The organism is Tychonema sp. LEGE 06208, from assembly GCF_015207505.1.
Lineage (GTDB): Bacteria > Cyanobacteriota > Cyanobacteriia > Cyanobacteriales > Microcoleaceae > Microcoleus.
Genome location: NZ_JADEWT010000040.1, coordinates 1 through 15,103, shown reverse-complemented (window position 1 = coordinate 15,103; position 15,103 = coordinate 1). Strand labels below are relative to the sequence as shown.

Annotated in this window: 9 protein-coding genes; all 9 read left to right on the top strand. The window is 44.4% G+C overall.

Annotated features, from left to right (window positions below; all coding sequences use genetic code 11):
• The first annotated feature begins 29 nt into the window (after positions 1-29).
• The 9 genes from IQ263_RS12700 to IQ263_RS12660 all read left to right on the top strand — a co-directional run bounded on the left by IQ263_RS12700 (position 30) and on the right by IQ263_RS12660 (position 14,955).
• Positions 30-857 carry a CheR family methyltransferase gene (locus IQ263_RS12700; RefSeq protein ID WP_194067749.1) on the top strand — a complete coding sequence of 276 codons (828 nt, stop codon included), beginning with the start codon at positions 30-32 and terminating at the stop codon, positions 855-857.
• A complete protein-coding gene (locus tag IQ263_RS12695) occupies positions 829-1,536 on the top strand; it encodes a chemotaxis protein CheB (protein WP_333294295.1) in 708 nt (235 codons plus the stop codon). Before IQ263_RS12700 ends, IQ263_RS12695 begins: the two co-directional genes overlap by 29 nt.
• A gap of 7 nt (positions 1,537-1,543) precedes the next feature.
• Positions 1,544-3,634: a hybrid sensor histidine kinase/response regulator gene (locus IQ263_RS12690; RefSeq protein WP_194067747.1), complete on the top strand. Its 2,091-nt coding sequence runs from the start codon at positions 1,544-1,546 to the stop codon at positions 3,632-3,634.
• A gap of 47 nt (positions 3,635-3,681) precedes the next feature.
• Positions 3,682-3,834 carry a hypothetical protein gene (locus tag IQ263_RS12685; RefSeq protein ID WP_194067746.1) on the top strand — a complete coding sequence of 51 codons (153 nt, stop codon included), beginning with the start codon at positions 3,682-3,684 and terminating at the stop codon, positions 3,832-3,834.
• A 126-nt stretch (positions 3,835-3,960) separates the two neighbouring features.
• The gene (gene map, locus IQ263_RS12680; protein WP_194011501.1) at positions 3,961-4,788 is read left to right on the top strand and encodes a type I methionyl aminopeptidase; all 828 of its coding nucleotides are present in this window, start codon (positions 3,961-3,963) and stop codon (positions 4,786-4,788) included.
• Positions 4,789-5,172: 384 nt separating this feature from the next.
• On the top strand, positions 5,173-5,865 hold the full coding sequence (locus IQ263_RS12675; RefSeq protein WP_194011497.1) for a response regulator transcription factor: 693 nt from the start codon (positions 5,173-5,175) through the stop codon (positions 5,863-5,865).
• Between the two features lie 455 nt (positions 5,866-6,320).
• The gene (locus tag IQ263_RS12670) at positions 6,321-6,686 is read left to right on the top strand and encodes a hypothetical protein (RefSeq protein ID WP_194011498.1); all 366 of its coding nucleotides are present in this window, start codon (positions 6,321-6,323) and stop codon (positions 6,684-6,686) included.
• A 597-nt stretch (positions 6,687-7,283) separates the two neighbouring features.
• On the top strand, positions 7,284-12,470 hold the full coding sequence (locus IQ263_RS12665; RefSeq protein ID WP_194067745.1) for a WD40 repeat domain-containing protein: 5,187 nt from the start codon (positions 7,284-7,286) through the stop codon (positions 12,468-12,470).
• Between the two features lie 217 nt (positions 12,471-12,687).
• Positions 12,688-14,955: an FdhF/YdeP family oxidoreductase gene (locus IQ263_RS12660; protein ID WP_194067744.1), complete on the top strand. Its 2,268-nt coding sequence runs from the start codon at positions 12,688-12,690 to the stop codon at positions 14,953-14,955.
• The last annotated feature ends 148 nt before the right edge of the window (positions 14,956-15,103 follow it).

Sequence of the window (15,103 nt, the reverse complement as noted above, 5' to 3'; positions counted from 1 at the left end):
AAGGACTAATGACTAAGGACTAATGACTAATGCCCGAAACCCATGAACTTGAAACAATCGAAATTCAACTCCTACTAGAGGGAATATTTCGCTATTACGGATTTGATTTTCGTAATTATGCTCTTGCGTCTATCAAGCGTCGCATTTGGAACACTATTCGCTCGGAACGGCTCACCACGGTCTCTGGACTTCAGGAAAAGATACTCCACAATCCGGCCTGTCTAGAGCGTTTTTTGGTGGATGTTTCTGTTAATGTAACTACGATGTTTCGCGACCCTAAATTTTACATTAGTTTCCGAAAAAAAGTAGTACCGATGCTGCGTACTTATCCTTTTATTCGCATTTGGCACGCTGGATGTTCAACGGGAGAAGAAGTCTATTCTATGGCAATTTTGCTGCAAGAAGAAGGGCTTTATGACCGCTGTCGAATTTACGCTACTGACATGAACGAATTAGTGTTGAAAACAGCCAAGGCTGGTATATTTCCTTTGAAACAAATGCAAGAATATACGCAGCTCTACCACCAAGCAGGGGGCAAGAAAGCGTTTTCTGAGTATTATACTGCTGCCTATGAAAATGCTATTTTTGGGTCTTCACTTAAAGATAACATGGTCTTTGCTCACCACAACTTAGCAACCGATACTTCTTTTAATGAATTTAATGTAATTGTGTGCCGCAATGTGCTGATTTATTTCAATTCACAGCTCCAAGAGCGGGTACACAAGCTTTTTTATGAGAGTTTGGGAATGTTTGGAGTTTTAGGATTAGGACATCAGGAGTCTCTCACTTTTACGCCTTATGAAAAAAACTATGAAGCAGTTGAAAGAAGTGACAAAATCTACCGCAAAATTAAATAAAAATATTTTTGAGATAGTGGTTGTTGGCACGTCTTTGGGAGGGCTAGATGCTCTGACTGTCCTGCTGGGAGATTTGCCACAAAGTTTTCCTTTACCTGTGGTTATTGTCCAACACCGCCACAAGACTTCTCCCAACAGGCTTACTGATTTTTTACAACAGCAAAGCTCTCTCCAAATCACGGAGGCCGAGGACAAAGAGCCGATCGCACCTGGCCGGGTTTACTTGGCTCCCGCTGACTATCACTTGCTCGTAGAATTGCCTTGGGTGGAGAAATTTAGCCTTGATGAAAACGACGGTACAGCATGGAAGAGCGCGGCGGTGGAGCCGATAGACAATTCAAAATCCCCAATCCTCAGTCGCGTTTCTCCTACATTTGCACTATCAACTGATGCTCCTGTCTGCCACGCGCGGCCCTCTATCGATGTGCTGTTTGAGTCTGCTGCTGATGCGTTTGGGGAGCGCGCTATTGGCATAATTTTAACAGGAGCTAGTTCTGATGGTACTGCTGGGCTGGCAAAAATTAAAGCTGAAGGAGGATTGACATTTGTGGAGGAACCGGATTCTGCTCTCTGCCGGACAATGCCTGCATCTGCGATCGCAAATGTTGAAGTAGACTGGATTTTACCCCTTTCTCAAATCGCTCCCTGTTTGGTCAATTTGCTAACAATTAAAAATTAAAAAATTTATGAATGTGCAGCCCGAAGATCGAGTAAATGTCCTGATAGTTGACGATCGCTCAGAAAATTTGGTGGCTCTGGAAGCTATTTTGAAGAACCAGTCTTATAATTTAGTCAAGGCAAATTCAGGCGCAGAAGCTCTGAGATGTCTGCTTCATCAAGATTTTGCGGTAATTTTGCTTGATGTGCAGATGCCGGGAATGGATGGATTTGAGACAGCAACAATGATTCGCTCTAGAGATCGATCGCGATCGACTCCGATTATTTTTATCACAGCATTCAGCAGCAATGACACCCACGTATTTAAAGGTTATTCTCTGGGTGCGGTGGATTACCTCTTCAAACCGTTGGAACCGGAAATATTGACATCGAAGGTGGCGGTATTTGTGGAATTGTTCCAAAAAACTGCCGAGGTGAAGCGACAAGCAACAGAGTTAACTGCTGTTAATAATGAACTAAGTAAAAGTGAAGAACGATTTCGGACTTTGTGTGCTTGTTCGCCCCTGGGAATTTACTTAGCTGATGTTGCAGGCCGTTGTACTTACCTGAATCCCCGATGTCAAGCGATTTCTGGGTTAATTTTGGAGGAAAGCTTGGTGTCAGTTTGGCAGCGGTCAGTTCATCCTGAAGACCGCGATCGCGTAGTAGCAGATTGGTCGGGTTGGATTAAAGAAGGTCAGGAATATTCGAGTGAGTTTCGATTAGTTGATAACGAAGATGTGCGTTGGATTAACGTACAGTCTTCGCCAATGTTTTCGGATTTGGGAATACTGCTCGGTCACGTTGGAACTGTTAGAGATGTCACAGACCGCAAGCAAGCAGAGGAAGAACGCGGCCGACTGCTCCGCGAACAAGTAGCGCGGCAAGAAGCTGAGAGAGCTAACCAGATGAAGGATGAATTTTTGGCTATTCTCTCCCACGAACTCCGTACTCCTTTAAATGCGATTCTCGGCTGGTCTAGGCTGCTTCGGGCAAAAAAGTTTGACCAAGCAACGGTTGATAAAGCTCTAGAGACTATTGAGCGCAATGCTAAATCTCAAGCGCAACTCGTTGAAGATATTTTAGATGTTTCGCGAATTTTGCGCGGAAAATTAAATTTTAATTTGTATCCGATTCAGTTAAAAAATGTGATTGAAATGGCAATTGATTCTCTGAAACCGCTGGCAGAGACAAAATCAATTGCGATCGTATTTCAAGCTGACTCAAAGGTTGGTAAAGTTATAGGCGATAGCGATCGCTTGCAGCAAGTAGTCTGGAATTTGCTTTCTAATGCGATTAAATTTACTCCTGAAGGGGGTAAAGTAGATGTGCGGTTGGAGTTAGTGGGCGATGAGGCGCAAATTCAGGTAATTGATAGCGGAATTGGTATTAATCCTGATTTTCTGCCTTATGTTTTCGATCGCTTCCGACAAGCTGATAGCAGCACAACGAGGTCTTATGGGGGTTTGGGGCTGGGATTGGCGATCGTCAGTCACTTGGTGGAACAGCACGGCGGTAATGTTAGGGCAGAGAATAATCCGGGCGAGGGTGCGAAATTCACGGTTTTTCTGCCAGTTGTTGAGAGAAACGGGGAAGGTGCTGTTGATGATTGCTTTGAACTCGATGAGGTGTCAGAGGCTCTACCAACTTTGGCTAATTTGCAATTGCTGGTGGTGGATGATGACGATGACACGCGGGACTTTTTGATTGCTGTACTCGAAGAGGAAGGAGCTGTGGTGCGATCGGCGACATCGGTGGCCGAGGCTCTAGCTGCACTGGAGAGTTTTTGGCCGGATGTGCTGCTGAGCGACATTGGAATGCCGCAAGCAGACGGCTATGAGTTAATCGCGCGGGTGAAAGAAATGGAAGTGCTGCGCGAGCGAAAAATGCCTGCGATCGCCCTGACTGCTTACGTGAGAGAGTCCGATCGCCGACAAGCGCTGGAAGCTGGTTTCCAGATGCACTTATCTAAACCTGTTGAGGTAACTAAGTTAATTGCAGGAATTGCCAACCTCGCAGGAATCCTCAGAAATCCGGTGGGCCTCAAAGCTGTTGCATCATTCAATTTAAAAGGCCACAGATCCGACGCTCAAAGGGACTCGGCGGTTGAAACCGCCTGAGAGTAAAACTATCGCCGATCGACAGCGACGGGGTATCTAAGCCGGATTTGGTAAGTGGTACTGCATTTAAATTGTATTGGGCGATCGGGCGGCACATCAAAAAGCCTCAAATCCTCAAATCCTCTCCCCCTCTCCCCCTTTCTCCCGATCCCTCTCCCCATATCCCCCTTTCCCGTGCCGATTACCAAGAAAAATATTAAACTAGCTGAAAGGACGAGCGATCGACAGTTCGGAACAAGACACCGGTGTTTCCCCAAAAAACCGGACATTTACCGTTTTTTGCTTTAACCTGCCTTTCAACTACAAAATTACCTGACATTCAATACATGAATATTTTTAGCAGTCTGCTTTCCGCGCCAACTAAACAACCCCAAGTCACAAAACAGCGTCGAGGCATTGAAATTAAGTCGGAACGCGAAATCGAAATAATGCGGCAGGCGGCGAAAATTGTCGCAACCGTACTGAAAGAAATTTCGCAAATTGTGAAACCGGGAATGACTACTGCTGATTTGGATGTTTATGCCGAAAAACGCATCCGAGAAATGGGTGCAACTCCCAGTTTTAAAGGCTATCACGGTTTCACCGGCTCGATTTGCTCCAGCATTAATAACGAAGTTGTTCACGGCATCCCCAGCCGCAAAAAAGTAATTCGTGCCGGAGATGTTCTGAAAGTAGATACGGGAGCATATTACCAAGGTTTTCACGGCGATTCTTGCATCACGATCGCAGTTGTGGAGGTGACACCGGAATCTGCAAAATTAATTAGAGTCGCAGAAGAAGCTCTCTATAAAGGTATCGAACAAGTGAAGGCTGGAGCTTATTTGCTCGATCTCGCCGGTGCGATCGAAGATCATGTCAAAAGCAACGGTTTTAGTATCGTTGAGGAGTTTACCGGCCACGGTGTCGGGCGCAATTTGCACGAGGAACCGTCGGTTTTCAATTTCCGCACTCGCGAAATGCCGAATGTGAAATTGCGATCGGGTATGACATTGGCGATCGAGCCAATTCTGAATGCGGGTTCTAAGTACACTCGGACGCTGGCTGACAAGTGGACTGCTGTAACGGTGGATAATGCTATGTCGGCTCAGTTTGAGCATACTGTGTTGGTGACGGACACCGGTTATGAAATTTTGACCGATCGTTCAAAAGTTTAAGTCGGAATAGTTCAAGAATAGACAAGATTGTAAAAGTCCTTTTCATCAACTTTTAGGGCGGATCTTCGTCCCACAAGAAAAAAAGATTTTTGTGGGATGAGTTTTTAGCTGATCTGGGATCGATTAACCGCAATACTAATATTAGTTCGTAGTGCGGACTTAAGTTCGCACTACAAACCAAGCGTTTTTGCGGTTAATTGAGCGGATATGATATTATAGCCACTCCTAACTATTTTGGTAATCTTGTCTGTTGCAGCAAAACAAAACTCAAAACTCTTGAGTTGAACCACAATTTTTTGAATTGCTTCTATAGATGGAGTGACAAGAATAGTTAAATTCAGCTAAGTTCAAAGATAATAGCGATCAAACGTAAGGGTAACGGATATGTCAGCACGATTATTATTGGTAGATGATGAACCGGGCTTGCGGGAAGCGGTACAAGCTTATTTGGAAGATAGCAATTTTTCGGTTGAGGTTGCCAGTAATGCTCGGGATGGGTGGGAACTCTTGCAGCAGCACAATCCTGATTTGGTGATTTCAGACATTATGATGCCGCAGGTGGACGGCTATCAGTTTCTCAAGCAAGTGCGGGAAGATCCTCGTTATAAGGCTTTGCCGGTGGTGTTTTTGACGGCTAAGGGGATGACGGGCGATCGCATTCAAGGCTATCAAGCCGGCTGCGATGCTTATCTTTCTAAACCCTTCGATCCCGACGAATTAGTAGCAATTGTCACCAATTTGTTAGCGCGCCGCGCGGCTGCTAAGGAGACAGGCGAAAATGCTGAAAGTCCTGATATTGCTGCTTTGGCTAGCCAAATGGCGAGAATTGAGTCTTTGTTGAGCGGGCGGAGTTCGATCGTCCAAAGTGCTTCGCCGATTAAAATTGATTTGACTCCGCGAGAGCAAAGTGTTTTGGATTTGGTTGCTCAAGGTTTGATGAATAAAGAAATTGCTCGCCGTTTGGAAACTAGCGTGCGGAATGTGGAAAAGTACGTCAGTCGCTTGTTTAGCAAGACTGGTACTAACAGCCGTACTGAGTTGGTTCGCTACGCGCTCGAACACGGCTTGACTAAGTAGGATTCCTCTCGACTTTGCTTAGGGCTCTTCCTCCCCGATCTGCGTTACCAGGCTCTTCCTGGTAACGAGAATGCTGCAAAAAATTAAAAATGTTAAGATATAATTGTTGACACATCTGCGGTGCGTATGGTATAGCAAATCAGCTAGCAGGCGGCAGCGCGGGGCTGCGATCGAACTTCTCACCGTTTTGACTATGGGATTGACACTGGCGATCGAGTTCGGGAATTACTTAATTGGAAAACCGGACTGTTTAAGAGTTTTTACGTAGTAAACAGAAGTAGGAACCCTTGACAAAATACCCTCAGTTTCCGCCCGTGCAAACTTCGCGCGAAGTTTCAAAGCTCGAATTATATTTTATCTAACAACAAACTACTATTCATTAATAACAGGGATCTAAAGTAGTGGCGGATGTTGAATTTAGAGGAGAAAAATTTAGTTGATACCAGGAGGATCTCATGCGGAAAATTACGGCGCGACAAAGGATAAGTGCAATGATCGCACTGCCGATCGCACTAATGGCTAATACAAATCAAGCTTTGGCCGCCGATACTGTTCAGAAAATCGATCCAATTAAAGAAGTTTCAACTTTTGGCGACGAGCTAGATTTTGAGATGGCGCTACCAACAACAATCGCCATTGAAGAAAGCGAGGATTGGGATCAACCTGATTTTTCAGCTACTAACTTAGATATGGAGATTACTAAATTTATGACAGAAAATCTGCCACCTATAACTATTGAGGAGCCGCCAGCCGTAGTTTATCTCAGTGCGGCCAGGGGTCAGTCCACCAGACAATGCCGGATTTCCGGGATATGTGAATGATTGAGTCAGATTTGTGCGGTTTGTGCGGTTTGTGCGATCGGCTTTTTCAATAGGTAGAATTCTCGCTGTGCGAGGGTAAAACAATCAGTAAAATCCAGCAGATTTTCCTGAACTTATGCGAATAACAGAGTATGTATTTTTTCGGGTATGCTTTAACTATATCTAGTAAAACAATCGGACAGTTTCAAGGCTTAGGCGTGGGGAGCTATAAACTCGGTTTCTACGAGTTTTGGAAAAATGAGAAATATAAGAAGAAACCGGGTTTCTGAGTTTAGCACATTTGGTTCGTAGTCCGCACTACGAAAGGTTTTGGATTTCTGAGGTTATACCAATTTCAAAAAATAATGCAACAGTATTCTTGTCCCCCACCCTTTACAAGGGGGGGCTAGGGGGGGTCAAAGAGTATTGCATGATTTTAGAGAAATGGTATTAGTATGCGTGCACGATGACATAGATCGGGCTAGTTTTGTAGCAACAAACTCCCTTGTATCAAAGTGATATTCATGCTTAAAAATCCGACAATCCGTAAGGTGCTAAAATCCGTTCCCGAACTTTCTTCTTTCTACAGCATCTATTCCATCATAATTTTCAAAGACTATGATTAACTCGCACTGCAGCCAAGACACCGCAGCACAGCAAAACAAAAGTTCGCTGCAAACTCTCTCTCGCACTCTGTCGATGTCTCAGGGACAATTTTCGCTGATTTTAGTGCGGTGCAATTATAGTGCCATGAAAGAAGAAACTCTACGGCTATTGCGAGAGGAGTCTGGGATTGAGATTCGAGAAATTGTCCTCCCGACATCTGTTAAAACTCTTTACACGACGATAGAAACCGAACTTGACGGTAGCAGGCCGCCAGCTTTAATGGTGTTTGGATTGGAGTCGGTAAGTGCGATCGATCGCGTGCTGACTTCTACCAACTACGTCAGGGAAGAATTTCGCAATAACTTTCCCTTCCCCATAGTGCTGTGGGTGACAGACAAAATACTCAAAAAAATGATTCGGTTAGTAACAGATATCGAGACTTGGACGACAACAGTAGAATTTGTGCAAGGCCCAGACGAATTGGTAGATTTTCTGGCAAAAAGTGCCGATCGCATTTTTGCCAGCATTTTAGAAACTGGCAATTGGCGCTTAAGTAATTGTGCCATTCTAGGAGCCAATTCTTTGACAGAACTAGAGTCAGCCAGCCAAGACTTGCAAACTTGCAACATCAGATTAGAACCGGCCATCGAAGCAAATTTGCAATTTATTCGGGCCAGAGAAGAATATGCTTTTCACCGCATTGATGCAGCCATTAAATTGTATCAAAAAAGTCTCGATTTTTGGAAATATCAAGTAGCATTCTTGGGGACGCAAACAGAATTTAGCGAATTATTATTTACCGCTCACCCCGCACCGGTTTTAGAAGGAATTCTGCTATTCCACATCGGTCTTTGCTACCGCTTCCAAGCAGAAAAGAACCGCAGCGATAACCGTCCTTACTGGACAGAAGCTAAGAATTATTTTCAGGAATGTATTAATGTTTTAGAACGCGCCGGACAGTCGGATGCTGCTGGTACATTCATCAATCAACTCGGGGAAGTATTGCAACATTTAGAAGATTGGGATGCACTCTGGAATTTAGCTATCAAAGCTCGGAGATTACATCAAAATATGAAAAATTCAGCAGTTAATTTAGCTCAAGATTATGGCTTTTTGGCTAGAGTAGCCTTAGAGCAAAAAAACTGGGAAGGGGCGAAAGAATGGGCTTTAATCGCTCTAGATGTTCTGAACTCCAAATTAAAAGCGACGGGACAGGGAATGCCTGTAAAATCGCAGCATAAAGGCTTGTATCTATTAATTTTAGCAGAGGCTCAGAGCGAGTTGGGCGAGATAGAAGAGGCGATCGCCCATTTAGAGTTTGCTCGCTCGGAAACCAAACCTTGCTACAACCCGCAACTGTATTTGCGGGTTTTAGAAATGCTGCGAGTAGTTTATTTTCAGCGGGGAGAATATCTCAAAGCATTTCAAATCAAGCAAGACTATCGAGGAGTAGAACATACCTATCGGTTTCGAGCTTTTATTGGAGCCGGAAAATTGCAGCCGCACAGAGAAGCGATAGATCCCGCCGAAACAGTTACCGCCGCTGCTACTATTGCTGACGAAATAACTGCTTCCGGTAGAGAACAAGACCTCAACCGATTGATATATAGAATGAACAATACACCAGACAAACTGACAGTAATTTACGGTCAGTCTGGAGTCGGAAAAAGTTCAATTATCACAGGGGGATTAGTCCCCGCTCTTAGACAAAAAAAGATAGAAATGCGGACTGTTTTGCCGATCGTGCTGCAGGTTTACAACAACTGGCCCCAGGAATTGACCAGACAGTTATCTGCTGCGAAAGCTGAAATATTCAATCTCGAAAGTTCTGAAGCAGTACCGAGTTCCGCAGAGGTTGATTTGACCCCAGCAGCAGGCGCAGTCAGTACAAATCTTGTTTCGACTGCGGAAAATCTGGAGATAATTAAGGATTTACAGCCTGTAGAAATAATCGTCAAAAAACAGGCGATCGAATACGAAAAAATTATCAAAGAACTGCAAATCAATTCCGAACATCTAGTGACAGTTCTGATATTTGACCAATTTGAAGAATTCTTTTTCGTGTGGAAAGAGCCAACAGAAAGGCAGATATTTTTTGATTTCTTGCGGGAATGTTTGAAAATCAAGTATTTAAAAGTCGTCCTGTCTTTGCGGGAAGATTACCTGCACTATTTGCTGGAATTTTCCCGACCAAAAAACCAAACACAATTCATCAATAATGATATTTTAGCGGACGTTCTTAGCAAAGATATTCTATTTTATTTGGGAAATTTTTCCCTAGCAGATGCGCGCTCGGTAATTTACACTTTAACTGAGCGATCGCAATTTAACTTAGAACCGGAGCTAATCGAAGAATTAGTCAAAGATTTAGCTGGAGAATTGGGAGAAGTCCGCCCGATCGAACTACAACTTGTCGGCGCTCAACTGCAACAAGAAAACATTAGAACTTTAAGCCAATATCAGGAACTAGGTAACAATCCTAAACAAAAATTAGTCGAAAATTTCCTCGAAGAAGTAATCAAAGATTGCGGGCCGGAAAATGAAGGGGCGGTGCGCCGAGTTTTGTATTTCCTTACAGACGAAAATGAGATTCGCCCCCTAAAAACTCGCGCCGAATTAGCCTCCGATTTAGCGACAGTTGCCGAATCTGAAAAGTTAGATTTAGTTTTAGAACTGTTAGTAAAATCCGGCTTAGTGTTTCAGTGGATGGAACTGCCGGCAGAGCTTTATCAACTGGTTCACGACTATTTAGTTAGCTTCATCCGCCAGCAACAGGAATTAGATAACAAGGCAGAATTTGAGGAATTGCGAAAGCAAAACAAAATTAACCGAGATGAAATTGACCAAATTCGCAAAGATAGAGAGCGAGATGCTTTGCTGTCGGAAGCTAGAGATAAACAGCGCCAAGCCCGAGACAAACAGCACGAAGCGGAAGCTCAACTTTACAAAAGTCGGAGATGGCAATTGCGGGCGGCGGTGTTGGGAGTGCTGGTACTCGGAGGAGTTTCGGGGATGGCATTTTATCAAGCAAAATTAGCAGAAAGTGCGCGACAAGAGGCGGAAACAAGTCGGACAGATGCCTTGAATTCGGCATCGGAAGCTTTGGTGGTTTCTAACGATCAAAATCAATTAGCAGTGTTGAAAAATAGTATCAAAATCGGTCGCGGTTCTCAGAAAAGTACAGCGCTACCTGTGGATACTAAAAATCAAATTACTGAGAGGCTCAGACAAGCTGTTTCAGGAGTGCAAGAACGCAATCGTTTCGAGCAGCACGATAAGTCTGTTTTGGATGTAAGTGTCAGTCCAGATGGCAATTTTGTTGCTTCGGCAAGTGCTGACAAAACTGTTAAATTGTGGAGCAAAGAAGGTAAGTTATTAAAGACTTTTAAGCACGGCGATATTGTGACGAGTGTGAGTTTTAGCCCGGATGGGAAAACGATCGCGACTGGTAGTGCCGATCGCACAATTAAAATTTGGCAAGTAGATAATGACCAAAGTGCGATCGCTACTTTATCCGGCCACCGCGATATCGTCACCAGCGTTAGCTTCAGCCCCGACGGCAAAACCCTAGCTTCTGCGAGTCACGACAACACCGTAAAAATCTGGAATCTGGGAAACAAAAAATTGCTGCAAACCTTAACCGGACACAAAGATTGGGTACTCGGCGTGAGTTTCAGCCCCGACGGCAAAACAATTGCCTCAGCAAGTGCTGACAAAACTATCAAACTTTGGAACCGACAAGGTAAAACCCAGAGATTTCAAATTAATCCCAAAACATTAACCAAACATTCTGACATTGTATACAGCGTTAAGTTCAGCCCAAACAATCGAGAACTCGTCTCAGCCAGTGCCGACACCACAGCCAAAATTTGGAACCGAAAGGGTGAGGAAATCACAACTCTCAAAGGACACAACGATGAAGTTCTGAGTGCGAGTTTCAGTAGCGACAGCGAAAAAGTTGTCACCGGCAGCGCCGACGATACGGTAAAAGTTTGGAGTCGCAGCGGCACATTGCTAAGCACTTTTCGAGGAAATAAAGATGATGTAAGGGCAGTAAGTTTCAGTCGCAACGGCACGATTGCCTCCGCAAGTAAGGACAAAATGGTAAAAATTTGGCAACCGGACAGAACTCCGTTGAATCAGATTTTATATGGACACGAAGACTGGGTTTACAAAGTCAGTTTTAGTGCAGATGGCAAAACAATTGTTTCTGCTAGCGGAGACAAGACAGTGAGACTTTGGAACACTGATGGCAGTTTATTAAAAATCTTAAAAGGTCATCAGGATTCTGTAATTTGGACGAGCTTTTCACCGGACAATAAAACTGTTGCTTCTGCCAGCAATGACAAAACGGTGAAAGTTTGGAGTTTAGACGGGAAACTGTTAGATACTTTGAAGCATAACGGCGTTGTTAGAAGCGTGAGTTTTAGTCCAGATGGCAAGATAATTGCCACCGCCAGCGGTGCCGATCGCAAATTGTACCTCTGGCGCTGGAACGGTTCTAAAGCAACTTTGCTGACAAAACTCGATCATACCAATCCAGTGATTAGTGTTAGTTTTAGTCCCGACGGCAAAACTATTGCTACTGCTACGGCTGCTGACAACAAGGAAAGCGGCAAAAACAATGTTGCTGAAATTGCTGCAGAAAAAAAAGTTTATCTTTGGCAATTTAACGGTTCGTCGGCGAAGCGTTTGACAACTCTCAACCACGAAGATACGGTGAGGAATGTGACTTTTAGTCCCGACGGTAAGACGATTGCTGCTGCTTGTGCTGACAAAAAAGTTTATTTGTGGGCGTTTGATGGAACGGCGGCAAATTTAACTGAAAAACTAGACCACAGCGATACTGTGGAAAGTGTTAGTTTCAGTCCAGACGGCAAGTTGATTGCGGCGGCGAGTGCGGGAAATACTGTTAAGCTGTGGAATTTTAACGGTAGGAAGGCGCTGCTATCTAAAACTTTGGAATTAGGCGATCGGGTGTTGAGCGTTACTTTTAGTTCTGACAGCAAAACTCTGGCTTTTGCTAATAGGGATAAGACTATAATTCTCTTACCTTTGCAAAATTTGGAACTGAATAATATTATTGCTCGTAGTTGCGAATGGGTGGGAGATTATTTGCAGAATGACCCGAATGTTACTGAGGGCGATCGAATGCTTTGTCTTGGGTTTGGGAAGCAAGCCTTAAATAAAAAGAAGTAAACCCTCAAGGATTATCCCTCTCGATCTCGCTTTTATGCGGATGAAGAAGGACTTGCTTTCCGATGCTGCAAACCTAGCTTTGAATAGAGATTCAAACATCTATCTGTTGACAGGTTTTTTAAGCTGTAAAATTGCGGTAAAATTTTAGTCATAAATTTAACTTCTTTGGCGGTTCGCCCGTCGCATCAACCCGCAATTCAAACCAAAGGTAAACCGCATGGACACCAACTCCCAAAATATCCAACCCGTTCCGCCCTTCAACGAGACAAATGAGGAAACACCAGACATTGGTGGCGGTTTACCCGTAATTGAATATTGGGCAGAACATACCTTGTCCCCGGAAGGCCCGAAACTTTGGAAAACTTTGCTTCACAATAGTGCTTGTTTGTCCTGTTCTTGGGGCACTGGCGGGCAGAAAGGAGGCTTTACTAATGAAGAGGGCGAAAAACTTCAGCGCTGCATGAAAAGCGTTGAAGCAATCTCCGCTGAAATTAAACCTGCTGTTAAGACTAACTATTTTCAACAGCACAATATTGCAGAACTCCAGCAATTAACTTCAATGGAATGTGACAGGCTGGGAAGGCTGAGTTTCCCGATGATTTTGCGGGCTGGTTCGTCTCATTACGATCGCATTTCTTGGGAAGAAGTTTATCAAATTGCCGAGGCTGCGTTTCGCAAAACCCCCGAAAGAGTCGCATCTTACAGTTCCGGTCGCTCTTCCAACGAGGCGGCTTTTTTGCTGCAATTGATGATGCGGGCGATGGGTTCCAATAACTTAGCAGATTGTTCGGATTTGTGCCACGCTCCCTCAACCACCGGGTTAAGCGAAATGTTTGCTACCCGCACCTCGGTAGTGAGTCTAGAAAACTTGAAGCAAGCAGATTGCGTCGTGCTCGCGGGCGCGAATTCTGCCTACAATCATCCCCGCTTCATGAACGAGTTGATTAAAATCCGCGACAAAGGCGGTAAAATAATTATTATCAACCCCGTGATGGAAATCGGGTTAGTCAAATTTGGTTCTCCAGCATTTCCCGTCAAGTCGCTCATCCCCGGTTCCGATATTTCCTCGCTCTACTTGCAACCAATTCCCGGCAGCGACACTGCCCTATTTGTTGGGATTCAAAAATCTGTAATCGAACAAGGATTACTGGATGAAAAATATTTGCAAGCCCACACCGAAGGCTGGGAAGCAGTAGTGCAGCACGCCCGCGAAACCGACTGGGAAACTATTACTACAACTTGCGGGGTTTCGCAAGCAGAAATTGAGGAAGCCGCCAAAATTATCGGCAATTCAAAGCGAGTTGTATTCGGTTGGGCGATGGGAATTACCCAACAAAAAAACGGCGTAGATAATGTTTTTAGCATCGCCAACACTGCTTTGATGACGGGAAATGTCGGCAAAACAGGGGCGGGATTAATGCCGGTGAGGGGACACTCAAACGTCCAAGGATTCGGCTCTATGGGCGTGACTGTGAATCTTAAAAAAGAAATCCAAGCCGCTCTCGAAAAGTTGTTAGATCGTCCCCTGAGCCGCGTTAAGGGTTACGAAACTCGATCGCTCATTGAAGCAGCAGATGCAGGCAAAGTCGATACGTTAATCTGTCTGGGCGGCAACTTGTACGCAGCCAACCCAGATTCAACTCAAGCAAAACGCGCTTTAGGTAAGATTGAAACTATTATCTACCTCGCAACCAAACCGAATTTAGGGCATTTTAACGGATTGGCAAAGCACAATACAATTGTGATTCCCGTGCTGAATCGCTTTGAAAACCCCCACAAAACAACGGTAGAATCTGGTAATAACTTTGTGCGTTTCAATGATGAAGGCGAAACTCACCTCAAAGAGGCTGACTTAATTCCAGAAGTGCATTTTTTGACCGAATTGGCGAGCAGAATTCACGGCAGTTATCCAGTAAACTGGCGCCAACTGCAAGATACGCGATACATTCGACAATTGATTGCTAAAACAATTCCCGGCTATGAAAAAATGGCAACAATTGATGATACAAAAGAGGAATTTACCATCAGCGGGCGGATTTTTATGGAACCTAAATTCCCCACTGATTCCGGCAAAGCCAAGATGTTTGTCGCGCCTTTACCAGAGCTAAAATTACCGGAAATTAAAGATTTTGGTGTATCGGAATCGGTGCGCGGTTTAGTGGTAGCCTTGATGACGGGACGCAGTTATTCTCAGCACAATACTGTGGTTTACAAAATTGATGACAAGTACCGGGGAATGCCGCACCGCAACTGCATTTTAATGAATCGCGAGGATGCAGAAAGCGCGGGTTTGCAAGAACATCAGCGGGTTACGGTGCAGGGAAATGCGGGAAAAATGGAAAATGTTGAGGTGATTTACGGGGCGGTTCGTGCGGGTGCTGCTTTGATGTTTTATCCTGAAGTTAATGTGATTTTTCACCCGGAGATTGAAAAGCGATCGGGCACGCCTGCTTACAAGCGAGTACCTGCTTTGGTATACGCATAAATTTGGGATTATACCAATTTTCTGACGGGGTGACAACCCCGTTAAAACATAGACTCAATCAAGGACATAGCTCTCATACCCTTCTGAAAAAATGGCAATTTATTAGGTCTTATTTTCATTAATTCAACAACTATTTCCTGACAATATT